The following is a 22,341-nucleotide window of genomic DNA, read 5'->3' on the forward strand; positions in this document are numbered from 1 at the left end:
GTGATTCACCCCCCGTGCGACTGAACGATCTCGACGAACGCATCGTGCACGCCCTCGCCGAAGACGCCCGCCGCTCCTACGCGGACATCGGCTCCGAGGTCGGGCTCTCCGCCCCCGCCGTGAAGCGGCGCGTGGACCGGCTGCGCGCCGAAGGCGCCATCACCGGATTCACCGTCCGCGTCGACCCGGCCGCCATGGGCTGGGAGACCGAGGGCTTCATCGAGATCTACTGTCGCCACAACACCTCGCCGGACGACATCCGGCGAGGACTGGAGCGATACCCCGAGGTGGTGTCCGCGTCGACCGTCACCGGCGACGCGGACGCCCTCGTCCAGATCTTCGCCTCCGACATGCGCCACTTCGAGCGGGTCCTGGAACGGATCGCGGGCGAGCCCTTCGTCGAACGCACCAAATCCGTCCTCGTCCTCTCCCCGCTCCTGCGCCGCTTCACCTCGGGCGCCCCGGCCTAGGCCGCACGGCTCTCGCGCGACGGGGCCCGCGCGCCTCAGGCGTGCTGCGGCGCCTCGTCCTTCAGCAGGCCGCGCAGGGACGCCCGGAACTCCGGACCGTCCTCGTGGCCGTGCACGGCCACGGCGTGCTGGGCGGCCGCCGCGATGACCTCTTCCTCCTCGCCCGAGATCGCGAGCGTGCAGTTCATCTCGCTCGGGTAGTCCCTGCAGTCCATGACCTTGCGCATGACGAGCCTCCCGGGACGGGTGTCCGCCGGCGCCGACGCCGGACGGAGCACCTCCCACGATCCTCTTCGCGGGGGCGCGGCGAAACCCGGGCGGGGCGCCCCCGCTGCTCTCCGGTGCGCGGCCGGAAAACCGGATGACCGGAGCGACCCCGACCGGGACAGTGTCCGGGTGAACCGAGAAGCGATCTCCCACCTGGCCCACACCCACCACCCCGTCGCGGCCCCGCTGAGCGACACCGCCGTGGCCCGGCTCCTGGACCGCGCACTGCCCCGCGGCACCGAACGCGTCCTCGACCTCGGCTGCGGCCCCGGCGAATGGCTGCTGCGGGCCCTGCACGACCGCCCCGGAGTGCACGCCGTCGGCGTCGACACCTCCCGCACCGCCCTCGACCGGGCCGCGGACGCCGCGCAGGCACTCGGCGTCGCCGACCGGCTGTCCCTGCACCAGCGGCCCGCCGCGGACCACACCGACCCGCACCCCTACGACCTCGTCCTCAGCGTCGGCGCCAGCCACGCCTTCGGCGGGCTCCTGCCCACCCTCGACGCGGCCCGAGCCCACCTCGCCCCCGGCGGCCACGTCCTCGTGGGAGACGGCTACTGGGAGCACCCGCCCACCCCCGGCGACGTCGAGGACTTCGGCCCCCTCGCCGACCTGCCCACCACCGTCGACCAGGTCACAGCGGCCGGCTGGACCCCGGTGTACGGTCACCTCAGCACCCGCGAGGAACGAGACGACTACGAGTGGTCCTGGACCGGCTCGCTGGCCGCCTGGGCCCTCGACCACCCCGACCACCCGGACAGCGCCGAAGCCCTCGACGCAGCGAACAACCACCGCACCGAATGGCTCCGCGGATACCGTGCCACCTGGGGTTTCGCCACCTTCCTGCTGCGCCGGACCGCCGACTGAGCGACTCCCGGGCGTGGGCACGCAACGAATCGCCGCCAGGGCCCCGTAACGCGCAACGAATCGCACACCAGCGCGCAACATCGGCGCCTTGTTGCGCCGGGAGGGCGAAACGTACCGTCTATAGGACCGCACACACCCCTCCTGCCACAGAGGTACGCCCATGCCCCCGCTGCGCACCGCCCTCCTTCAGAGCTCCGGAGTCCTCGGCGACGTCGCCGAGAACCTCAAGGCGCTCGACGAGGCCGCCGAGCGCGCCGCACAGGCGGGGGCCGGGCTGCTGGTCACCTCCGAGATGTTCCTGACCGGCTACGCGCTCGACCTCGAGGATGTCCCGGGCCTCGCCGAGGCGAGCGACGGCGACTCCGCCCGGGCCATCGGCGAGATCGCCCGCCGCCACGGACTCGCGGTCCTCTACGGCTACCCCGAGCGCGACGGCGACACGGTCTACAACTCCGCCCAGCTCATCGGCCCCGACGGCGCCTCCCTCGCGAACTACCGCAAGACCCACCTCTTCGGCTGCTTCGAGCAGGACGCCTTCACCCCCGGCGACACCCCCGTCGTCCAGGCCGACCTCGGCGGCATCCGCATCGGCATCATGATCTGCTACGACGTGGAGTTCCCCGAGAACGTCCGCGCCCACGCGCTCGCCGGCACCGACCTCCTGCTCGTGCCGACCGCCCAGATGCACCCCTTCCAGTTCGTCGCGGAGCACCTCGTCCCCGTCCGGGCCTTCGAGAACCAGATGTACGTCGCGTACGTCAACCGCACCGGCCCCGAGGGCGAGTTCGAGTTCGTCGGCCTCAGCTGCCTGGCGAGCCCCGACGGCACCACCCGCACCCGCGCCGGCCGCGGCGAGGAAATGGTGTTCGGCGAGGTCGACCCCGAGCTGCTCAGCGTCTCGCGCGAGAACAACCCGTACCTGCGCGACCGCCGGCCCGGGCTCTACGCCTCGCTCGTCTGACCCGCACCAGCCCCCCGCCCCACCCCGCCCCCACCGCTCCACCCCCCCCGAGCCCTGCCCGCAAGGAGTCGTACCCCATGACGTCCACGGTGCCCACCACCGCCGTCCCGCACAGCGACGGACAGCCGCCGATCACCATGTTCGGTCCGGACTTCCCGTACGCCTACGACGACTTCCTCGCCCACCCGGCGGGCCTCGGGCAGATACCCGCGACCGAACTCGGCACCGAGGTCGCCATCATCGGCGGCGGTCTCTCCGGCATCATCTCGGCCTACGAGCTCATGAAGATGGGCCTCAAGCCCGTCGTCTACGAGGCCGACCAGATCGGCGGCCGCCTGCGCACCGTCGGCTTCGAGGGCGCCGAGACCGAGGGCCTCACCGCCGAGATGGGCGCCATGCGCTTCCCGCCCTCCTCCACGGCCCTGCAGCACTACATCGACCTCGTCGGCCTGGTCACCGAGCCCTTCCCGAACCCGCTCGCCGAGGCCACCCCCTCCACGGTCGTCGACCTCAAGGGCGAGAGCCACTACGCGGAGACCATCGCCGACCTCCCGCAGATCTACCGCGACGTCGCCGAGGCCTGGAACGCCTGCCTCGACGAGGGCGCCGACTTCTCCGACATGAACACCGCGATGCGCGAGCGGGACGTCCCGCGCATCCGCGAGATCTGGGCCAAGCTCGTCGAGAAGCTCGACGACGAGACCTTCTACGGCTTCCTGTGCAAGTCGGAGGCCTTCAAGTCCTTCCGCAAGCGCGAGATCTTCGGCCAGGTCGGCTTCGGCACCGGCGGCTGGGACACCGACTTCCCGAACTCCATCCTGGAGATCCTGCGCGTCGTCTACACCGAGGCCGACGACCACCACCGCGGCATCGTCGGCGGCTCCCAGCAGCTGCCGCTGCGCCTGTGGGAGCGCGAGCCCGAGAAGATCGTCCACTGGGCGCAGGGCACCTCGCTGTCCACCCTCCACGACGGCGCCCCGCGCCCGGCCGTGACCCGTCTGCACCGCACGGCGGGCAACCGCATCACGGTCACCGACGCCTCCGGCGACATCCGCACGTACCGCGCCGCGATCTTCACGGCCCAGTCCTGGATGCTGCTGTCGAAGATCGAGTGCGACGACACGCTGTTCCCGATCGACCACTGGACGGCGATCGAGCGCACCCACTACATGGAGTCGTCCAAGCTGTTCGTCCCCGTCGACCGGCCGTTCTGGCTGGACAAGGACGAGGAGACCGGCCGCGACGTCATGTCGATGACGCTCACCGACCGCATGACCCGCGGCACCTACCTGCTGGACAACGGCCCCGACAAGCCCGCCGTCATCTGCCTCTCGTACACCTGGTGCGACGACAGCCTCAAGTGGCTGCCGCTGTCCGCGAACGAGCGGATGGAGGTCATGCTGAAGTCCCTCGGCGAGATCTACCCCAAGGTCGACATCCGCCGCCACATCATCGGCAACCCGGTCACCGTCTCCTGGGAGGACGAGCCCTACTTCATGGGCGCGTTCAAGGCCAACCTCCCCGGCCACTACCGCTACCAGCGCCGCCTGTTCACCCACTTCATGCAGGACCGCCTCCCCGAGGACAAGCGCGGCATCTTCCTCGCGGGCGACGACATCTCCTGGACGGCCGGCTGGGCCGAGGGCGCCGTCCAGACCGCCCTGAACGCCGTCTGGGGCGTCATGCACCACCTCGGTGGGTCCACGGACTCCACCAACCCGGGCCCGGGCGACGTCTACGACGAGATCGCCCCGGTCGAACTGCCGGAGGACTGATCCTCCCGGCCCTCTGACAGGGGCCCCATGATCACGGGCCGCCGCCCCGCGCCGTCAGCACGCGGGCCGGCGGCCCGTTCTCATGCCCGCGCCCCGTACCCGGGGCGCCCGGCCCGCTCAGCACTGCCACAGCAGGGCCGCCCGGCCGCACCCGCCGCACACGTGGGCGTACGCCTGCCCGGACCCGAAGTTCATGGCCGTGACGGGGTCCGGCCCCTCCCGCAGGCCCGCCGCGAACCCCATCGGCCGGGCGCACGCAGGGCAGTCGGGGGTCTCGTCGCACTGGAGCCAGTCGGGCTCGCCGCCGAGCGAGCCCAGCACCGCCGCCCGCCCCTCCGCCCCGGCCCCCGAGGGCACGGCCGCCCGTACGGCGCCCAGCCCGAGCACCTCCGGATCCGCACCGCGCGGTACCGGTACGGGCACCAGGTCGCCGGCGGGCATCAGCAGGGCCAGGTTCCCGCCCGCGGAGGGGCTCCACTGCTCGCATCCTCCCGGCCGGTGCGCGCACATGAACAGGGCCAGTACGCCCGCGTCGAGCACGATCTGGGCGAGGAACCGGAGCGGACCCGCGCATGCGCTGCACACGGGCCAGACCATTCCGGCGGGGCCCAGCGGCACGCCACCGGTACGGCTGACCGGGGCGTCCGCGGCGACCGGGCCGCCGTCGAGGAGAAGCGTCGTCATGGCCGGAACCTATCCGCCGGCCGACCGTGCGGCCCGCGCCGGGCCGGGCCGCACGGCGTCTCAGCCCCGCGGGGTCAGCAGGCAGCGGCCGACCAGGCCCACGCCCGCGTCCAGGGAGTCGGTGAACTCCTCGGCCAGGTCCGGCGCCCGGCGCAGCGTCCACAGCAGGCGGGCCGCCGACCAGGCCCCGGCGCGGGCCCGTTCCAGGCTCCACGAGCCGACCAGGTGGGTCAGCGGGTCGGCGATCTCCAGCAGGTCCGGACCCGGCATCAGGTCCTCCCGGATGTGCTCCTCCAACGAGACCAGCGTGTCGCCGACCCGGTCGAAGTCCGCCTCCAGGGACCGCGGTTCGCAGTCCAGCTCACCGCACGTGGCCACCACCGCGAGCGCCAGGTCGTGGCCGATGTGCGCGTTGATCCCGGCCAGCGCGTGCTGGAGCGGCCGGATCCCGGGGTGGCGGCGGTACTGCAGCAGCGGGCGCCAGCAGGCCGGGGCCCGGTCCGCCTCCACCGCCGTCAGGTACCGCTCCGCGAACCGCACGCTGAGCACCGCCGCCCGCCGCGGCGCAGGGAAGCCCCCGTGCTCGATCCGATGGTGCAGGGTCTCCGTCACCGTCAGGTAGACCCGGTTGAAGACGGCGACGCCGTCCTGCGGCGGGAGCCGCTCCTCCAGGGCGCGCATCCGCGCCAGCACCGCTTCCATGGGAGGCAGAGTCGCAGGCGCCGGCACGGATCCGGGGAACTTGGCCGTACGCTTCCCCGGTTCGGGCGAAACCCCGTCAACGGGGCTTGTCCTCCGCCTCCCCGCCGTCGTCGTAGGTGGACGTGCCCGCGTCGAGCAGGGGCCCCTGCGGCTTCAGGTGCGCGGGGGCGAGGCACCGCAGCGCGTGGTAGCCGCCGATCACCACGATCGTGCCCAGCGCGATGCCGCCCAGCTCGAAGGTGTCGGTGATCTGCAGCTTCACGCCGCCGATGCCGATGATGATGCCCGCCGCGGCCGGCACCAGGTTCAGCGGATTGCGCAGGTCCACCCCGCCGTTGATCCAGATCTGGGCGCCGAGCAGGCCGATCATCCCGTAGAGGATGACCGTGATGCCGCCGAGCACCCCGCCCGGGATCGCCGCGACGACCGCGCCGAACTTCGGGCACAGGCCGAAGAGCAGTGCGAAGCCCGCCGCCGCCCAGTACGCCGCCGTGGAGTAGACGCGGGTGGCCGCCATGACCCCGATGTTCTCGGAGTAGGTGGTGTTCGGCGGGCCGCCGACCGCCGTGGACAGCATCGACGCGGCGCCGTCCGCCGCGATGGCCGTGCCCAGCTTGTCGTCGAGGGGATCGCCGGTCATCTCGCCCACGGCCTTGATGTGACCCGCGTTCTCGGCGATCAGCGCGATCACCACGGGCAGGGCGATCAGGATCGCCGACCACTCGAAGGACGGCCCGTGGAAGGACGGCAGCCCGATCCAGTCGGCCTTCGCGACCGCGGAGAGGTCCAGACGCCAGTGGTCCACGGCCGCCTCCCCGCCCACCGTCGAGTGGATCTTCCCGAAGAGCAGGTCGAAGAGCCAGGAGATCGCGTACCCGAAGACCAGCCCCAGGAAGATCGCGATGCGCGACCAGAAACCGCGCAGGCACACCACGGCGAACCCGGTGAACAGCATCGTCAGCAACGCCGTCCACTGGTCCTGCGGCCAGTACGTCGACGCCGTCACCGGCGCCAGGTTGAAGCCGATCAGCATCACCACCGCACCCGTCACGATCGGCGGCATCGCCGCGTGGATGACGCGCGCGCCGAAGCGCTGCACCGCGAGACCGGCCAGGAACAGCGCCGCACCGACGACGAACACGGCGCCCGTGACGACCGCGCTGTCCCCGCCCGCCGCCCGGATCGCCGCCGCGACACCGACGAAGGACAGCGAGCAGCCCAGGTACGAGGGCACCCGCCCGCGCGTCGCGAGCAGGAAGATCACCGTCGCGATGCCGGACATCATGATGGCCAGGTTCGGATCCAGCCCCATCAGGACCGGCGCGACGAAACTCGCGCCGAACATCGCCACGACGTGCTGGGCGCCCAGCCCGGCGGTCCGCGGCCACGACAGCCGCTCCTCCGGCCGCACCACCGCGCCGGGGGCGGGGGTCCGCCCGTCTCCGTGCAGGGTCCAGCCAACGCCGAGGCCCATGTTCCACTCCTCTTCGCCGGTTCTCCCGGCCATCCGGACGAGCACGGCAGCGGCCGCGCACACATCGAAGCCGCAGCGCACGGAGTGCCGCTGCGGCCAGTCGACATATTACGGCCGGATATCGGCAGGTTCGTCCCGCTCGGCCGTCCCGGCCTTCCCGGTGAACCCGCCCCCAGACTGCCCCACCGGCGCCTTCTGGCGCAGCACCGCGGCACCCACCACCAGCGCGAAGGCCAGCACGGTCACCAGCCCGAACGACACCACCAGCGACGTCGCGTCCGCCACCGCGCCGATCGCCGACGGCGCGATCAGCCCCGAGGTGTACGTGATCGTCGCGACACCCGCGATCGCCTGCGCGGGAGCCGGCCCGCTGCGCCCCGCCGCGGCGAAGGCCAGCGGGACCACCACCGCGATGCCGAGCCCGATCAGCCCGAACCCGGCCAGCGCCCCCGCCGGATGCTGCACGCCGACCACGAGCAGGCCGCCCGCGGTCGCCACCAGGCCGCCCGCGCGGACCGTGCGCACCGGCCCGAAGCGGTCCACCACCCGGTCGCCGACCAGCCTGGCCACGGCCATGGTCAGCGCGAAGGCGGTGGTCGAGGCGGCCGCGAGGCCCGCGCCGGTGTGCAGGACGTCCCGCAGGTAGACCGCGGACCAGTCCAGGCTCGCACCCTCCGCGAACACCGCGCAGAAGCCGATCGCGCCGATCAGCAGCGCGGACCGGGGCGGCAGCGCGAAGTGCGGGGGCGCCTGCCCCTCCCCGTCGCTGCGCAGGTCCAATACACCCTGTACGGCGACCAGCCCGCCCGCGGTCAGGACGAGCGCGGCGACCAGGTGGTGCAGCCGGGCGTCGGTCCCGGCGTGCGCGGCGACCGTACCGGCCGCGGAGCCGAGCAGCGCGCCCATGCTCCACATGCCGTGCAGGGAGGACATGATCGAGCGGCCCAGCCGGTTCTCGGTCTCCACGCCCAGCGCGTTCATCGCCACGTCCGACATGCCCGCGGTGGCTCCGTAGACGAGGAGCACCAGGCACAGCACGAGCAGGTTCGGGGCGAGGCTCGGCAGGATCAGCGAGAGGGTCCACAGCACCAGCAGCCCCCGCAGCGCGGCCCGCGCACCGAACCGGTGGTTGATCCGCCCGGCCAGCGGCATCGCGAGCGCGGCGCCCACGGCCGGGAAGGCGAGCGCGAGCCCCAGGGTGCCCGCGCTGAGCTGGGCGTGCTCCTGGATCCAGGGGATACGGGTGGCGAAGGAGCCGGTGACGGCGCCGTGGGCGCAGAAGACGGCGGCGATGGCACGGCGGGCATGGCGCAGGCGCGCCGGGCTGAGGTCGGTGTCCCCGGTCATGGCGCATAAACTATCAGGGACCCTGCCTGATAGATAATGGTCCCGACTCCTAGGATGGGCGCCGTGACTCCAGCCCACGCCCCGGTACCGTCCCCCGCCTCACCCAGCACGGCCCGGGCCATCAACGACCGCCTCGCCCTGCAACTCCTCCAGGACTCCGGACCGCTGACGGCCACCCAGCTCAAGACCATGACCGGCCTCTCCCGCCCGTCCGTCGCCGACCTCGTCGACCGGCTCACCGAAGCGGGCCTCATCGAGGTCGTCGGTGAATCCGGCGAACAGCGCCGCGGCCCCAACGCCAAGCTCTACGGAATCGTCGCCAGCCGCGCCCACCTCGCCGCCCTCGACGTCCGCACCGACCGGGTCACCGCCGTCGTCACCGACCTGCTCGGCCACCCCCTGGCCGAAGCCGCCCTGCCCGTCGGCGCACCCGAGGACGCGGTCGCGGCCCTGCTGCGCACCGCCCACGAGGCCGGCGCCGCCGAACTGCACACCGTCGTCGTGGGCGCCCCGGGCCTGGTCGCCCCCGCCACCGGCGAACTCCGCGACACCATCGGCCTCCCGGCCTGGCACCGGGACCTGGTCACCGCTCTGCAGCGGACCCTGCCCGCCGTCGTGGCCGTCGAGAACGAGACCAACCTCGCCGCCCTCGCCGAGCAGCGCCTGGGCGTCGCCCGCGACTTGGACTCCTTCGTCCTGCTGTGGCTCGGCGCGGGGGTGGGCGCGGCCGTGGTCCTGGACGGCCGACTGCGCCGGGGCGCCTCCGGCGGCGCGGGCGAGATCGGCTTCCTCCCCGTACCGGGCACCGGCGGGCTGCCCTCGGCGGTCGACTGCGCGGGCGGGTTCCACGCCCTGGTCGGCCGCGACGCCGTGACCGCGCTGGCACGCGAACACGGCTTCGCGGGCCCGGCGGAACAGGCCGTGGCGGGAGCCGCCGGCGAGCTCTTCCTCGAAGCCCTCGCCGAACGCCTCGCCCTGGGCGCGGCCGCGGCCGCGGCCCTCCTCGACCCGGGGTGCGTGGTCCTGGCAGGAGAACTCGGCCGCGCCGGCGGCCCCGCCCTGGCCGCCCGGGTCTCCCACCGCCTGGCGAAACTGACCCCGGTCCCGACGGAGATCCGCGCCACGACTTTGGGCGACCCGGCAGTCCTGGCGGGCGCCCGCCTGGCAGCCCGCGAAGCGGCCCAGGGGGTGCTGTTCGGGGGATGAGCCCGGCTGGCTCTGCCTCCTGGCCCTGCCTCCTGGACCTGCCCTGCTGGCCCTGGCCCCTGGACCTGCGCCCTGGACCTGCACGCTGACCGTGACCGGTCAGCGGGGCATGCGCCCTCCCAGCTCCCGCGCCTTCTCGCGCAGTCCCGCCCCCCAGGCTCCGCCGTCCGAAGCGTGGGGCCACCTCGTACCCGCGGAAGCCTGTACGTCTTCGAAGGGCGCTGCCGACGCGGCCCCGATTCGTGCCCAGTTCAGCCTGATGCCGGCGCGCTCTGCGAGAACCAGCACGGTCGCGGTGAAGCCTTCGGAGAGCGCGAGGATGATGGCGTGGCCCGTTCTTCGGTGCTGCGCCAACAGGGCGTTGACGAAGGCCTCGAGTGCGACCGGGTCGATCTGACACTCATCGTTCTCCATCGGCCCGATGCCGGAGGGGAGTTCGAGCTCCGCCTCGAAGACCGCCACGTGGCGCCGGAACAGGCGTGAGGCGCCATTGGAAGGGTTCCACAGGGTTTCGTCGCCCAGGTCGAAGTACTGGCTCACCACGCCGCCTCTCTCAACTGATCATGGCGGGGCAGCGTATCCGGCGGGACGATGTGGGGCCCTGAATATTTGAGGCGGGGTGGCGTGGGGGAGCGGGATCCCAGGACTCGGTGGTCAGTGAGGTGCTGGGGGTTTCCCGTCAGTCCCATCGTCTCTCCGGTTCGTGCCGGCCCGTCAAGGGCGCTCCTTCGTCGCGTCGCTTCGCGATGGCCTTCGGCCACCCTTGACCGCCCGTCCCGCCCCGGAAATCCGAAAGACTGCCGGGAAGCCCCCAAAGGGACGGGCCGGGCCTTCAAAAGAGAGACGGCCACATCAGTGATGGGCGGGGCGGTCGGGGAAGCGCGTCTAATCGCTACGCGCTCCTGTCGTGAAGCGTCTGCGAGCCTCTTGGGCTGGGCATAGGCCGCCTCGGATCGCTACGCGCTTCGCCAGGACGGCGTCTGCGAGCCGTCAGGGGCTGGACATAGGCCGCCATCGATCGCTACGCGCTTCTCCGAGACCGCGTCCGCCCCTTGTTCGGGGCTGGGAGGGGCGGATTTGGGGGGCGGGAGGGCGATCCATCGGCTGAGCCGATGCCAACCCCCATCAAGGCCGAGGTGGCATCCCACTTGCCCGCCCAAACGGGGGCAATTGATGCAATCGGACGGCTCTCCGAGGCCTCTACCCACCTACACCTGGATTGGCATCGCCTCAGCCGTCATCTGGCGCTTTTCCTCCCCCCAACCGCCCTTGGACGCCGTGCATGAGGAGCGAATCGGGCCTCTGCGGCTTATGACCAGCCCCAGACGGTCTGCGGACGCGTGATCGAGGAGCGCGTAGCGATCGATGGCGGCCTATGTCCAGCCCAAGAGGCTGGCAGACGCCGAGCCGTGAGGAGCGCGTAGCGATTTGGGGCGCTCCCCGACCGCCCCGCCCATCGCTGATGTGGCCGTCTCTCTTTTGAAGGCCCGGCCCGTTCCTTTGGGGGCTTCCCGGCAGTCTTTCGGATTTCCGGGGCGGGACGGGCGGTCAAGGGTGGAGCGCAGCGACATCGCGAAGCGACGCGACGAAGGAGCGCCCTTGAGGGACCGGCACGAATCGGAGAGACGATGGGACTGACGGGAAACCCCCAAACCATCTCTGATGCCGCCCCGCGCAGCTCCCGCTCCCCGAAGCCCCCTCACGCTTTCGATCCGGCCCCGCCGGGCCCTGCTCCTACGGCGCCCCGGGCTCCCCGGGCTCCCCGGCCCGCCGCGAACTGCTCGAACGTTTCGTGGCCCACCGCGTGGGACGGGGTGAGGTGGCCGCCCCGGCGGAAGGCCGCGTAGGCCCTGCCCGCCAGGGGGACCGGGAGGATGCGGCGGTTGCGGCCCGTCGCCCGCAGGTAGACGCGGGCCAGGTCCGGCAGGCTGCGGATCTGCGGGCCGCCCATGTCCGGGACCCGGCCCGAGGGGGTCGGGACCGCCAGCTCCGCCATGCGGTCCGCGACCTCGCCCACCGCGATCGGCTGAACCCGTACGCCCTTGGGGATCGGCGCGACGGGCAGCTTCGCCACGGTGTCCGTCACCATCGCCACGAGGTCGTGGAACTGCGTCGTGCGCAGGATCGTCACGCCGAGCCCGGACGCCTCCAGCAGCCGCTCCACCCGGAGCTTGCGCTTGTAGTAGCCCAGCGGGACCACGTCCACCCCGACGATCGAGATGTAGACGATGTTCCCGACGGTCCCCGCCCGCCGGGCAGCCTCGATCAGGTGCCCGGCGGCCACGTCGTCGCCCTTGCCCGCCCCGCCCGTGTTGCTCGCGCAGTGCACGATCACCTCCGCGCCCGCCAGCGCCGCGTCCAGGCCGGCTCCGTCCTGGAGGTCGACGGGATGGTCGGGGGCGTGCCGGCTGATCACTCGGACCTCGTGCCCGGCCGCCCGCAGCCGTTCGGCGACGAGCGAGCCGAGGGTTCCGGTGCCTCCGGTGACGACGATGGTGCCCATGGTGTCGGTCCTTCCCTGGTGCGGTGAGGGGTAGGTGCACCAGCTGGGACCGGACAGCCGTCAGAAATGTGACAGCTGCCGCCGGAGGAATTCCAGCTTCTCCGGGTTGACCACCGTGCTGATGCCGCTGACCAGCCCATTCTCGAATTCGACCAGCAGGACCGCCACCTCACCGAAGAGCAGCGCGGGCGATCCGTTGACCTCCGCGACGCTGACCGGCACCCCGGCCACGTACTTCGCCATGGCGCCCATCGTGAACCGGGCCACGTTGTCCCGCCCCAGGATCGGCCGCCGCGCCGCGTTGACCACGCCGCCGCCGTCCGACACGTACCGCACGTCGGCCGCCAGCATTCCCTCCAGTCGGGTGAGGTCCCCGCTCTGCGCGGCGGTCAGGAAGCTCTCCACGAGCCCCTGCCACCGCTCGGGGTCGGCGGAAAAGCGCTTCTCCGGCGCGGCCTCGCGCTCGGCGGCCACCCGGCCCGCCGCGCGCCGGTAGATCTGGCGGCAGTTGGCCTCGCCGAGGTCCAGGAGGGTGGAGATCTCCCGGTGGCTGTAGGCGAAGGCCTCGCGCAGTACGTACACGGCGCGCTCGACCGGGGTGAGCTGCTCCAGCAGCAGGAGCAGGGCCATGGACACGCTGTCGCGCTGCTCCGCCGACTCCAGCGGGCCGAGGGCGCCGTCCCCGGTGAGGACGGGCTCCGGCAGCCAGGGGCCGACGTAGCTCTCGCGCTTGGCGCGCGCCGAGGTGAGGCTGTTGAGGCAGAGGTTGGTGACGACCTTGGCGAGCCAGGCGCCCGGGCGCTCGATGGCGGCGCGGTCAGCCGAGTCCCAGCGCAGGTAGGCGTCCTGCACGATGTCCTCGGCCTCCGCGGCGGAGCCGAGCATGCGGTAGGCGATGCCGAACATCCGGGGCCGGTGTTCCTCGAAGTCCGCTACGGATGCGGTGACATGTGAGATCACCGGGTCAGCCTACGAGGCCGGGCGGGACGGGAACGTGCGAGGACCCGGTGGCCGCCGGGCCACCGGGTCCTCACGTACTCAGCAGGCGCTCAACAGGTGCTCAGCAGGCGCCCTGGTCCTTCCAGACGCCCCATTCACCCGTGGTGCCGGGTTCCTCGTTCTGCGTCCACCACTGGGCCTTCCAGTTGCGGCCCTTGTGGGAGACGACGTTGCCGCTGTTGTAGACCGTGCCCGCGACGTACGCCGGGTTGGTGCAGGTCCCGCCGGTCGGCGGCGGGGTCGTCGGAGGCGTGGTCGGCGGCGGGGTGGTCGGGGGAGTGGTGGGCGGGGTGGTGCCGCCCGGCTCGCCGACCGTGGTGCCGCGCGCCAGGTCACCGGCGAGGGCGTAGGTCGTGCCGGAGATGTTCACCGTCCAGTTGGAGGGGGTGGACACCGGCAGGTAGTAGTTGAACGCCAGGTCGACGGAGGCGCCCGGGGCCAGGGACTGCCAGGCCGGGAGCTTCAGCGAGACCCGGTGGAAGTCGCCCTTCAGGCCGCCCACGTTGCCGCCCGTGTGGCCGCTGCTGATGATCTTCGTGCCGAAGCCGGACTGGTCGGATGCGTTGTTCGGGGCCGAGGTCGAGTAGTCGAACTGGAACTCGGTGCCGCCGGGCAGTGCCGTCCTCGTGTTGTTGGTGATCTTGATCTTCGGGGTGATCGGGTAGTTCGAGTCGCCGAGCTTGAACTCGGTGAACTCCGTCTTGATGTCCACGGCCTGGGTCGGCAGGGCGGTGGTGCCCGCCTTCTTCGCCCCGTACGGGGAGGCCGCCCTGAACTTGTCGTACATCAGGGAGGTGAGGGTGGAGCCCATCTCGTACTGGCCCTTGGCCGCGTTCCAGCCGTAGTCGCCGGCCATCTCCCAGACCATGGTGCCGCCGATGCCGCGGTCCACCACGTAGTCGGCCTTGGCGGCCACCGACTGCTCGTCCTCGGTGGAGAGGAAGACCTTCTTCTGCGCGTTCCACAGCCACGGCGCGACCAGGGTCGAGTCGTACTTGCGGGCGTAGGTGCCGGTCAGTGAGGTGTTCGCCGGGAAGCCGTACTGGGTGACGTAGTCGCCGACGATCCCCTTCTCCAGGTTCTTGGCGTGCCACATCGGGTTCGAGCCGGCGGGGGACTCGTTGCCGTTGTCGTCCTTGTCGTGCCACAGGTTGTCGACGCCGACCGCGCCGTCACCGCACTTGGTCAGCCCCGAGCCGGCCGGGCAGCTGGTCGCCGCCGCCTTGCCCCACAGGCCGTCGGTGCCGCCCTGGACGTTCTTGTGGCCGCGGGTGTAGTAGGGCAGGCCGATGTTGATCCGGCCGGCCGGCATGGAGCCGCGGAAGTAGTGGTAGGCCCAGTCCGTGTTGAGGTAGCCGATGCCGCCGTACTGCTGGGAGCCGTAGACGCCCGCGGCGGCGAGCTCGCCGTCCTTGCCGTCGTCGAAGAGCGAGGCGTTCGGGCCGACGTACTCGTTCCAGGCGCCGTGCAGGTCGTAGGACATGATGTTGACGTAGTCCAGGTACTGCTGCATCTGGAACGTCTCCATGCCGCGCAGCAGGTAGCCGGAGGAGGGGGCGGCGACGGTCAGCATGTAGTGCTTGCCGTCGGCGGCGCCTGCCGCGTCCAGCTTCTGGCGCAGGCTCTTCATGAGGGCGTCGTAGCCCTTGACCAGGCCGGCCCGGCGGGCGTTGGCGATCTGCCAGTCCAGCGGGTTGCCGGCGTCCTTCATCGTGGTCGGGTATTCGTAGTCGATGTCGACGCCGTTGAAGCCGTACTTGCGGATGAAGTCGACCGAGGACTGGGCGAACGTGTCGATGCCCGCCTGGTTGACGGAGCCGTCCGCGTTGGTGGCCATGCTGTAGAAGCCGCCGGAGGCGACGCGCTTGCCGTCCGCGCCGAAGTAGCCGCCGGTTTCGGCCCAGCCGCCGACGGAGATCAGGGTCTTCACGTCGGGGTGCTGCTTCTTGTACTTCGTCAGCAGGTTGAAGTGGCCCTTGTAGGGGAGCGACGGGTCCATTTCGGCCCCGGCGACGCCCGGCCAGGTCATCCCGGTGGCCTCGTTCGTCGCGCTGTCGGCGCCGACCGAGATCCTGTTGTCGCTGCCGACGTGGGCGAACGCGTAGTTGATGTGGGTGATCTTGTCCCACGGGATGTTGTTGACGAGGTAGGACGGCTGGCCGTTCTTGCCCGTGCGCCAGCCGGTGAAGTATCCGATGACGCGGCGCTGGTGGTCGGGGCCCATCTTCTCGCGGCCTTCGGAGTCGTAGACCGAGCAGTAGGGGACGTCGACGCCGGCCGTCTTGTAGAGGCCGTCGGGGCGGCAGCTCTCGTTGTCGGCCGCGTGCGAGACGCCCGTCGAGAGTCCGCCTACCAGCAGGCCGGCGATTGCGGCGCCGGTTGCCAGGAGCATCGCTCTCGTACGCGTGGGGGACGGCATTGTGCCTCCTGGGGAGGGGAGGATGCAGGACACAAGTGGACACAACATGGGGCAACGTGATTGGTGCAGAAGCCTGTTGGCCCGTGACGTGCGCACATCTGACGGGCCGTTCCCGGGAAGATGAAGGGAACGTTAAGAGGACTAGACCAACCCGTCAATAGGTCTGGACCAACCGCGCTTCCACTTGTCCAGGTGCGTGCCGGGACAGCCCCCCGGGTCGCCCTCTGTGAGCCAGGCCACACCACATCACCCGCATGGCGGGCGATCGGCCGTGGCAAACTGGCTGGAGTACCAGTAGCAGCGCACTCCGGGGTCGGTGTAATTCCGAACCGGCGGTATAGTCCGCGACCCGTCCGCAGCCAGCGGCCGGTTGACCAGGTGAAATTCCTGGACCGACGGTTAAAGTCCGGATGGGAGGCAGTGCGCGGCGGGCCAGTCACCGGTACGCCGCCGTCGGCGGTTCATCGGCATATCCCGTGGATGTGCCCGGTCGAACCGTTCTTCCGGCCTCGGCGTCCCCGCGTGAGCTGTTCCGCTCCATCTGTCGTATCCCGACAGGCCCCGGAGTCCGTGCCCGATGAGGCAGGAGGACCCGGTGGCGACACACGCCGCGCACGCAGCACCCGCACCGGACGCGGGTACCCGTGCCATGCGACGAGCCGTCGAGCTCGCCGCCCGCGGACTCGGCTCCACCAGCCCCAACCCGGTCGTCGGCTGCGTCATCACCGATGCCTCCGGCACCGTCGTCGGCGAGGGCTGGCACCAGCGGGCCGGCGGTCCGCACGCCGAGGTCCACGCCCTGCGCGCCGCAGGCGAGGCGGCCCGCGGCGGCACCGCCTACGTCACCCTCGAACCCTGCAACCACACCGGCCGTACGGGACCCTGCGCGCAGGCCCTCGCCGACGCGGGCATCGCCCGCGTGGTCTACGCCGTCCCCGACCCGGACCCGCAGGCCAGCGGCGGCGCCGCCACCCTGCGCGCCGCCGGGATCGACACCTGGGCCGGGCTGCTCCGGGACGAGGCCGAGGCCGGCAACGCCGCCTGGCTGACCTCCGTACGCCTCGGCCGCCCCCACGTGACCTGGAAGTACGCCGCCACCCTCGACGGCCGCAGCGCCGCCGCGGACGGCAGCAGCCGCTGGATCAGCTCCGCCGAGTCCCGGGCAGACGTACACCGGCTGCGCGCCGAGGCCGACGCCGTCCTGGTCGGCGGCGGCACCCTGCGCGCCGACGACCCGCACCTGGCCGTCCGCGGCATCGACGGGGCCACCCAGCCGCTGCGCGTGGCCCTCGACACCCGCGCCGCCCTCCCGCCGACCGCCCGCATCCTCGACGACGCCGCGCCCACGCTGCTGGTCGTCGCCGAGGACGCCGACACCCGCCACCTGCCCGGCGTCGACCTGCTCCGGCTGCCCCCGCACGACGGCCGGATCCCCCTCGACGGCCTCCTGGCGCAGCTGTACGCCCGCGGCGTGCGCTCCCTGCTCCTCGAAGGCGGCCCCACCCTCGCGGGCGCCTTCCTCGAAGCCGGAGCCGTCGACCGCGTCGTCGGCTACCTCGCCCCCGCCCTGCTTGGCGCCGGCCCCGCAGCCCTCGCCGACGCGGGCATCACGAACATCTCCCACGCCCTGCGCCTCGACATCACCGAGGCCGTCCGCGTGGGCCCCGATCTGCGCATCACCGCCCTTCCCGCCACCGCCCCCAAGGAGCACTGAGTGTTCACCGGAATCGTCGAAGAACTGGGCGAGGTCACCGCCGTCGAGCAGCTCCGGGAAGCCTCCCGCTTCCGGCTGCGCGGCCCCCTCGTCACCCAGGACGCCAAGCACGGCGACTCCATCGCCGTCAACGGCGTCTGCCTGACCGTCGTCGAGACCGCCGACGGCGAGTTCACCGCCGACGTCATGCAGGAGACGCTCGACCGCTCCAGCCTCGGCGCCCTCACCGCAGGCACCCGGGTGAACCTGGAGCGCCCGATGGCCCTCGGCGGACGGCTCGGCGGCCACCTGGTCCAGGGACACGTGGACGGCACGGGCGAGATCCTCTCGCGGACCCCGTCCGAGCACTGGGAGATCGTCAAGGTCGCCCTCCCGCAGAACCTCTCCCGCTACGTCGTCGAGAAGGGCTCCATCACCGTCGACGGCGTCAGCCTCACCGTCGTCGAGGCCGCCGCGGACTGGTTCACCATCAGCCTCATCCCCACCACCCTCGCGCTGACCACCCTCGGGATCAAGCAGCCCGGCGACCCGGTCAACCTCGAAGTCGACGTCCTCGCCAAGTACGTCGAGCGCCTGCTGGCCGCCGGCGTCGACCCGCTGCACGCCGACCCGGCGGGAGAAGCCCGGTGACCGCCCTGACCTGGCTCAACGCGGAGGCCTTCACGGTCTTCGGCCAGAAGGTCATCTGGTCCGACATGATCGGCAACCTGATGGGCCTGGCCGCACTCGCCCTCGGCTGGCGCCGCTCCATATGGACCTGGCCCGCCCAGCTGCTGTCCGGGCTCATCCTCATCGCCGCCTACGCCTCCGCGCACCTCGCCGGCGGCGTCGGCAAGCAGCTCCTGGTCATCGGCGTGGCAATCTTCGGCTGGCGCGCCTGGCAGCGCGGCAGGCAGGACGCCCAGGACGGCTCCATCGCCGTACGCACCGCCACCTGGAAGGAGCGCGGACTGCTCCTCGCCGGAGCGGCCCTGGGCACCCTCGCCGTCGGCGGCCTCTTCACGCTCTACCCGTCGCTGTCCTGGAGCCCGTGGGCCGACGCCTACATCTTCGTCGGCACCATCGTCGCGATGGTGGCCCAGGCCCGCGGCCTCGTCGAGTTCTGGTTCGCCTGGCTCCTCGTCGACCTGGTCGGCGTCCCCCTCGCCTTCACCGGCGGCCTGGCCTTCTCCGGACTGGTCTACGTCGTCTACTTCGCCCTCGTGGTGTGGGGCGCCTACGACTGGTACCAGCGCTCCCGCACCACTTCCGCCCCGGCCCTCGAAGGAGCAGCGGCATGACCAGCCTCAAGCCCGTGCCCGACATCCCCGAAGAGACCTTCCGCCTCGACCCCGTCGAGCAGGCGATCCGCGACATCGCGGCGGGCCGGCCCGTCGTCGTCGTCGACGACGAGGACCGCGAGAACGAGGGCGACCTCGTCATCGCCGCCGAGAAGGCCACCCCCGAGATCATCGCCTTCATGATGAGCGAGTGCCGCGGCCTGATCTGCGCCCCCATGGAGGGCGACGAGCTGGACCGGCTCGAACTCCCCCAGATGGTCGAGAACAACACCGAGTCGATGAAGACCGCCTTCACCGTCTCCGTCGACGCGAGCGCCGCCCACGGCGTCTCCACCGGCATCTCCGCCGCCGACCGCGCCACCACCCTTCGGCTCCTCGCCGACGGCGTCAGCGGCCCCGGCGACTTCGTCCGCCCCGGCCACATCTTCCCGCTGCGCTCCAAGCCCGGCGGCGTCCTGGTCCGCAACGGCCACACCGAGGCCGCCGTCGACCTCGCCCGCCTCGCGGGCCTGCGCCCGGCCGGCGCCATCGTGGAGATCGCCGGCGAGGACGGCGTCATGCTGCGCCTGCCCGAGCTGATCCCCTTCGCCCGCAAGCACGGCCTGACGATCATCTCCATCGAGGACCTGATCGCCTACCGCCGCTCCGCCGAGCCCAAGGTGCGCCGCGAGGCCGAGGTCAGCCTGCCGACCGCCTTCGGCGATTTCACCGCGCACGGCTACCGCTCCACCGTCGACGGCGTCGAGCACGTCGCCCTCGTCCACGGCGAGATCGGCGACGGCTCCGACATCCTGGTCCGCATGCACTCGGAGTGCCTGACCGGCGACATCTTCGCCTCCCAGCGCTGCGACTGCGGCCCCCAGCTGCACGCCTCCATGGAGCGCATCAAGAACGAGGGCCGCGGCGTCGTCGTCTACCTGCGCGGCCACGAGGGCCGCGGCATCGGACTGCTGTCCAAGCTGCGCGCGTACGAGCTCCAGGAGCGCGGCCGCGACACCCTCGACGCCAACCTGGAACTGGGCCTGCCCGCCGACGCCCGCGACTACGCGGCCGGCGCGCAGATCCTCGCCGACCTCGGCGTGCACAGCGTCCGGCTGCTGACGAACAACCCCGACAAGTCCGCCGCCCTGGAGCGACACGGCATCACGGTCGCCAGCCGGGAGTCGATGCCGGTCGAGGCCGGCGAGCACAATCTGCGGTACCTGCGCACCAAGCGGGACCGGATGGGCCACGACCTGCCCTGGCTGGACGGAGCCGTGACCACCTCCGCCTGCGGCAACCAGTAAGCACGCACCACCACCCGTACGTACATCCACGAACCACCGAGGAGCAGAGCTGTGAGCGGCAAGGGCGCACCCGAACTGAGCGTGAAGAACTGCGGAGACCTGCGAGTCGCCGTGATCGCGGCCCAGTGGCACGAGAAGGTCATGGACGGACTGGTCGACGGCGCCCTGCGGGCCCTGCACGAGCTGGGCATCGACGAGCCCACCCTGCTCCGCGTCCCCGGCAGCTTCGAGCTCCCGGTCGTGGCGAAGGTGCTTGCAGGCCGCGGCTACGACGCCATCGTCGCCCTCGGAGTGGTCATCCGCGGCGGCACCCCGCACTTCGACTACGTCTGCCAGGGCGTCACCCAGGGCCTGGTCCAGGTGTCGATCGACACCGGAGTCCCCGTCGGCTTCGGCGTCCTGACCTGCGACAACGACGAGCAGGCGCTGGACCGTGCCGGACTCGAAGGGTCCAACGAGGACAAGGGGCACGAAGCGGTCACCGCCGCCGTCTCCACCGCCATGACCCTGCGCACCGTCAGCGAGCCCTGGCGTTAGTCCAAGGAGTGAACCCCGGCACCGGGACACCCGGGTGAGCCCGTACTCTAAGGACATCATGGCGAACAAACCCTCCAAGACCTTCGAAGAGCTCTTCACCGAGCTCCAGCACAAGGCCGCCGAAGGCGACCCCAGCACCTCCCGCACCGCCGAGCTCGTCCACAAGGGCGTCCATGCCATCGGCAAGAAGGTCGTCGAGGAGGCCGCCGAGGTCTGGATGGCCGCCGAGTACGAGGGCAGGGAAGCCGCCGCCGAGGAGATCTCCCAGCTGCTGTACCACGTCCAGGTGATGATGGTCGCGCGCGGGATCTCCCTCGACGACGTCTACGCGCACCTCTGAGCCCGGGCCGCTGGCCCGCCCGTTCACCACCACCTCAACCACGCACACCACGCATCAAAGGAAGCCCATGCTGCGCATCGCCGTCCCCAACAAGGGTTCACTCTCCGGACCGGCGTCGGCGATGCTCCATGAGGCCGGCTACCGGATGCGCAAGGAGTCCAAGGAGCTCGTGGTCGTCGACCCCGAGAACGAGGTGGAGTTCTTCTACCTCCGCCCCAAGGACATCGCGATCTACGTCTCCTCGGGCAAGCTCGACATCGGCATCACCGGCCGCGACCTCCTGCTCGACTCCGGCGCCAGCGCCGAGGAGATCCTCCCGCTGAACTTCGGCCGCTCCACCTTCCGCTACGCCACCACCCCCGGCACGGCGAAGGGCCCCGAGGACTTCACCGGCATGACGATCGCGACCTCGTACGAGGGAATCGTCGCCAAGCACCTGGCCGACCAGGGCATCGACGCTTCCGTCGTGCACCTCGACGGCGCGGTCGAGACCGCCATCCAGCTCGGCGTCGCCCAGATCATCGCGGACGTCGTCGAGACCGGCACCAGCCTGCGCAACGCCGGCCTGGAGGTCATCGGCGAGCCGATCCTCACCTCCGAGGCCGTCGTCATCCGCGGCAACGGAGCCGACGCGGACGACCCGCAGGTCCAGCAGTTCCTGCGCCGCCTCCAGGGCGTCCTCGTCGCCCGCAGCTACGTGATGATGGACTACGACTGCCGCGCCGAGCACCTCGAGCGCGCCGTCGCCCTCACCCCGGGCCTCGAGTCGCCGACCGTCTCCCCGCTGCACAACGAGGGCTGGGTCGCCGTCCGCGCCATGGTCCCCGCCAAGGAGGCCCAGCGCATCATGGACGACCTGTACGAGCTCGGCGCACGCGCGATCCTCACCACCTCGATCCACGCCTGCCGCCTCTGAGGACCCGCGTGCCCGACCGGCACGCCGCCCCCTCACCCGTACGCCACCCCAGAAGGCAACGCACCATGGCCGAGTCCGCCGCCCCGCCCGTACCGCCCACCCTGCCGGTCACCTTCCGGCCGACCCGCACCCGGGCCGTCCTGCTGGGCGTCGGGCTCGCCATGTTCGCCACCATCACGGCCATCGCCGTCATGCTGGAACGCCTCCAGCCGGGTGAGCGGATCAGCTTCGTCTTCACCGCCGTCCTGCTGACCTCCGTCCTCGTCCTGCTCAGCCGCCCCAAGGTGGTCGCCGACGAGGACGGCGTCACCGTCGTCAACCTCACCAACACCCGCCGCCTGGCGTGGGCCGAGATCCTCCGGGTCAACCTCCGCCCCGGCGACCCGTGGGTGTTCCTGGACCTCAGCGACGGCACCAGCCTGCCCGTGCTCGGCATCCAGCCGGGCGTGGCCAGGCAGCAGGCCATCAGCGACGCGCGCGCCCTGCGCGCCCTCGCCGAAATCCGCGGAACCGGTACGAACGACAGCTGACCCCTGCGATCCTCGTCGCCGCCTACCGTTGCGGCCGCGATCCCAATGACTACCCTGGTGGCGG

Annotated in this window: 22 protein-coding genes and 1 riboswitch; of the genes, 13 read left to right on the forward strand and 9 right to left on the reverse strand. The window is 71.7% G+C overall.

The window, feature by feature from the left end; all coding sequences use genetic code 11:
- Positions 1 to 14: 14 nt before the first annotated feature.
- On the forward strand, positions 15 to 470 hold the full coding sequence (locus OHA91_RS30750) for an Lrp/AsnC family transcriptional regulator (protein WP_030027017.1): 456 nt from the start codon (positions 15 to 17) through the stop codon (positions 468 to 470).
- A gap of 35 nt (positions 471 to 505) precedes the next feature.
- On the opposite strand, the gene OHA91_RS30755 is transcribed toward OHA91_RS30750, so the two are convergent.
- Positions 506 to 697, reverse strand: coding sequence for a DUF1059 domain-containing protein (locus tag OHA91_RS30755; RefSeq protein WP_031154602.1), 192 nt, complete (start codon positions 695 to 697; stop codon positions 506 to 508).
- A gap of 169 nt (positions 698 to 866) precedes the next feature.
- Between OHA91_RS30755 and OHA91_RS30760 the strand changes: the two genes are divergently transcribed.
- The 3 genes from OHA91_RS30760 (at position 867) to OHA91_RS30770 (ending at position 4,340) form a co-directional block, all read left to right on the forward strand.
- Positions 867 to 1,604: an SAM-dependent methyltransferase gene (locus tag OHA91_RS30760; RefSeq protein ID WP_031154605.1), complete on the forward strand. Its 738-nt coding sequence runs from the start codon at positions 867 to 869 to the stop codon at positions 1,602 to 1,604.
- A 160-nt stretch (positions 1,605 to 1,764) separates the two neighbouring features.
- Entirely contained in the window at positions 1,765 to 2,565 is an 801-nt protein-coding gene (locus OHA91_RS30765) for a carbon-nitrogen hydrolase family protein (protein WP_031154608.1), read from the forward strand.
- 77 nt (positions 2,566 to 2,642) lie between these two features.
- Positions 2,643 to 4,340, forward strand: coding sequence for a flavin monoamine oxidase family protein (locus OHA91_RS30770; protein WP_031155461.1), 1,698 nt, complete (start codon positions 2,643 to 2,645; stop codon positions 4,338 to 4,340).
- 117 nt (positions 4,341 to 4,457) lie between these two features.
- On the opposite strand, the gene OHA91_RS30775 is transcribed toward OHA91_RS30770, so the two are convergent.
- The 4 genes from OHA91_RS30775 to OHA91_RS30790 all read right to left on the reverse strand — a co-directional run bounded on the left by OHA91_RS30775 (position 4,458) and on the right by OHA91_RS30790 (position 8,547).
- Positions 4,458 to 5,024, reverse strand: a complete 567-nt coding sequence (locus tag OHA91_RS30775) for a hypothetical protein (RefSeq protein ID WP_328740394.1) — start codon at positions 5,022 to 5,024, stop codon at positions 4,458 to 4,460.
- Positions 5,025 to 5,084: 60 nt separating this feature from the next.
- The gene (locus OHA91_RS30780) at positions 5,085 to 5,726 is read right to left on the reverse strand and encodes a DUF5995 family protein (protein ID WP_031155456.1); all 642 of its coding nucleotides are present in this window, start codon (positions 5,724 to 5,726) and stop codon (positions 5,085 to 5,087) included.
- 76 nt (positions 5,727 to 5,802) lie between these two features.
- A complete protein-coding gene (locus tag OHA91_RS30785) occupies positions 5,803 to 7,200 on the reverse strand; it encodes a uracil-xanthine permease family protein (RefSeq protein WP_031155454.1) in 1,398 nt (465 codons plus the stop codon).
- Positions 7,201 to 7,308: 108 nt separating this feature from the next.
- A complete protein-coding gene (locus OHA91_RS30790) occupies positions 7,309 to 8,547 on the reverse strand; it encodes an MFS transporter (RefSeq protein ID WP_328740395.1) in 1,239 nt (412 codons plus the stop codon).
- Between the two features lie 54 nt (positions 8,548 to 8,601).
- On the opposite strand from OHA91_RS30790, the gene OHA91_RS30795 reads away from it, so the two are divergent.
- Positions 8,602 to 9,753, forward strand: a complete 1,152-nt coding sequence (locus tag OHA91_RS30795) for an ROK family transcriptional regulator (RefSeq protein WP_051893513.1) — start codon at positions 8,602 to 8,604, stop codon at positions 9,751 to 9,753.
- A 99-nt stretch (positions 9,754 to 9,852) separates the two neighbouring features.
- Here the strand turns inward: OHA91_RS30795 and OHA91_RS30800 are convergent, their stop codons facing one another.
- The 4 genes from OHA91_RS30800 to OHA91_RS30815 all read right to left on the reverse strand — a co-directional run bounded on the left by OHA91_RS30800 (position 9,853) and on the right by OHA91_RS30815 (position 15,674).
- Positions 9,853 to 10,293: a DUF6086 family protein gene (locus tag OHA91_RS30800; protein WP_031155448.1), complete on the reverse strand. Its 441-nt coding sequence runs from the start codon at positions 10,291 to 10,293 to the stop codon at positions 9,853 to 9,855.
- A gap of 1,159 nt (positions 10,294 to 11,452) precedes the next feature.
- Positions 11,453 to 12,256 (reverse strand): SDR family oxidoreductase, encoded by an 804-nt coding sequence (locus tag OHA91_RS30805; RefSeq protein WP_328740396.1) that lies wholly within the window; start codon positions 12,254 to 12,256, stop codon positions 11,453 to 11,455.
- Between the two features lie 60 nt (positions 12,257 to 12,316).
- On the reverse strand, positions 12,317 to 13,216 hold the full coding sequence (locus OHA91_RS30810) for an RNA polymerase sigma-70 factor (RefSeq protein ID WP_328740397.1): 900 nt from the start codon (positions 13,214 to 13,216) through the stop codon (positions 12,317 to 12,319).
- Between the two features lie 100 nt (positions 13,217 to 13,316).
- Entirely contained in the window at positions 13,317 to 15,674 is a 2,358-nt protein-coding gene (locus OHA91_RS30815) for a chitinase C-terminal domain-containing protein (RefSeq protein ID WP_328740398.1), read from the reverse strand.
- A 298-nt stretch (positions 15,675 to 15,972) separates the two neighbouring features.
- A riboswitch (FMN riboswitch) is annotated at positions 15,973 to 16,102 on the forward strand.
- Between the two features lie 149 nt (positions 16,103 to 16,251).
- Between OHA91_RS30815 and ribD the strand changes: the two genes are divergently transcribed.
- The 8 genes from ribD to OHA91_RS30855 all read left to right on the forward strand — a co-directional run bounded on the left by ribD (position 16,252) and on the right by OHA91_RS30855 (position 22,277).
- Entirely contained in the window at positions 16,252 to 17,388 is a 1,137-nt protein-coding gene (gene ribD, locus OHA91_RS30820) for a bifunctional diaminohydroxyphosphoribosylaminopyrimidine deaminase/5-amino-6-(5-phosphoribosylamino)uracil reductase RibD (RefSeq protein WP_408059194.1), read from the forward strand.
- Positions 17,389 to 18,018 (forward strand): riboflavin synthase, encoded by a 630-nt coding sequence (locus OHA91_RS30825; protein WP_031155200.1) that lies wholly within the window; start codon positions 17,389 to 17,391, stop codon positions 18,016 to 18,018.
- Entirely contained in the window at positions 18,015 to 18,668 is a 654-nt protein-coding gene (locus tag OHA91_RS30830) for a nicotinamide mononucleotide transporter family protein (protein ID WP_031155198.1), read from the forward strand. Before OHA91_RS30825 ends, OHA91_RS30830 begins: the two co-directional genes overlap by 4 nt.
- Positions 18,665 to 19,954, forward strand: coding sequence for a bifunctional 3,4-dihydroxy-2-butanone-4-phosphate synthase/GTP cyclohydrolase II (locus tag OHA91_RS30835; RefSeq protein ID WP_266503150.1), 1,290 nt, complete (start codon positions 18,665 to 18,667; stop codon positions 19,952 to 19,954). The genes OHA91_RS30830 and OHA91_RS30835 overlap by 4 nt, the downstream gene beginning before the upstream one ends.
- Positions 19,955 to 20,005: 51 nt before the next feature.
- The gene (gene ribH / locus OHA91_RS30840) at positions 20,006 to 20,491 is read left to right on the forward strand and encodes a 6,7-dimethyl-8-ribityllumazine synthase (RefSeq protein WP_007262951.1); all 486 of its coding nucleotides are present in this window, start codon (positions 20,006 to 20,008) and stop codon (positions 20,489 to 20,491) included.
- 58 nt (positions 20,492 to 20,549) lie between these two features.
- Positions 20,550 to 20,831 (forward strand): phosphoribosyl-ATP diphosphatase, encoded by a 282-nt coding sequence (locus OHA91_RS30845; RefSeq protein WP_031155194.1) that lies wholly within the window; start codon positions 20,550 to 20,552, stop codon positions 20,829 to 20,831.
- A gap of 67 nt (positions 20,832 to 20,898) precedes the next feature.
- On the forward strand, positions 20,899 to 21,747 hold the full coding sequence (gene hisG, locus OHA91_RS30850) for an ATP phosphoribosyltransferase (protein WP_030665427.1): 849 nt from the start codon (positions 20,899 to 20,901) through the stop codon (positions 21,745 to 21,747).
- A 65-nt stretch (positions 21,748 to 21,812) separates the two neighbouring features.
- Positions 21,813 to 22,277: a PH domain-containing protein gene (locus tag OHA91_RS30855; RefSeq protein ID WP_031155192.1), complete on the forward strand. Its 465-nt coding sequence runs from the start codon at positions 21,813 to 21,815 to the stop codon at positions 22,275 to 22,277.
- Positions 22,278 to 22,341: the final 64 nt, after the last annotated feature.

The organism is Streptomyces erythrochromogenes (assembly GCF_036170895.1).
GTDB classification, from domain to species: Bacteria; Actinomycetota; Actinomycetes; order Streptomycetales; family Streptomycetaceae; genus Streptomyces; species Streptomyces erythrochromogenes.

Coding starts and splice junctions, on each gene's coding strand:
- OHA91_RS30755 (WP_031154602.1), bottom strand. CDS start 697: ATGCGCAAGGTCATGGACTGCAGGGACTACCCGAGCGAGATGAACTGC.
- OHA91_RS30765 (WP_031154608.1), top strand. CDS start 1,765: ATGCCCCCGCTGCGCACCGCCCTCCTTCAGAGCTCCGGAGTCCTCGGC.
- OHA91_RS30770 (WP_031155461.1), top strand. CDS start 2,643: ATGACGTCCACGGTGCCCACCACCGCCGTCCCGCACAGCGACGGACAG.
- OHA91_RS30775 (WP_328740394.1), bottom strand. CDS start 5,024: ATGACGACGCTTCTCCTCGACGGCGGCCCGGTCGCCGCGGACGCCCCG.
- OHA91_RS30780 (WP_031155456.1), bottom strand. CDS start 5,726: ATGGAAGCGGTGCTGGCGCGGATGCGCGCCCTGGAGGAGCGGCTCCCG.
- OHA91_RS30785 (WP_031155454.1), bottom strand. CDS start 7,200: ATGGGCCTCGGCGTTGGCTGGACCCTGCACGGAGACGGGCGGACCCCC.
- OHA91_RS30790 (WP_328740395.1), bottom strand. CDS start 8,547: ATGACCGGGGACACCGACCTCAGCCCGGCGCGCCTGCGCCATGCCCGC.
- OHA91_RS30795 (WP_051893513.1), top strand. CDS start 8,602: ATGGGCGCCGTGACTCCAGCCCACGCCCCGGTACCGTCCCCCGCCTCA.
- OHA91_RS30805 (WP_328740396.1), bottom strand. CDS start 12,256: ATGGGCACCATCGTCGTCACCGGAGGCACCGGAACCCTCGGCTCGCTC.
- OHA91_RS30815 (WP_328740398.1), bottom strand. CDS start 15,674: ATGCCGTCCCCCACGCGTACGAGAGCGATGCTCCTGGCAACCGGCGCC.
- ribD (WP_408059194.1), top strand. CDS start 16,252: ATGAGGCAGGAGGACCCGGTGGCGACACACGCCGCGCACGCAGCACCC.
- OHA91_RS30835 (WP_266503150.1), top strand. CDS start 18,665: ATGACCAGCCTCAAGCCCGTGCCCGACATCCCCGAAGAGACCTTCCGC.
- OHA91_RS30845 (WP_031155194.1), top strand. CDS start 20,550: ATGGCGAACAAACCCTCCAAGACCTTCGAAGAGCTCTTCACCGAGCTC.
- hisG (WP_030665427.1), top strand. CDS start 20,899: ATGCTGCGCATCGCCGTCCCCAACAAGGGTTCACTCTCCGGACCGGCG.
- OHA91_RS30855 (WP_031155192.1), top strand. CDS start 21,813: ATGGCCGAGTCCGCCGCCCCGCCCGTACCGCCCACCCTGCCGGTCACC.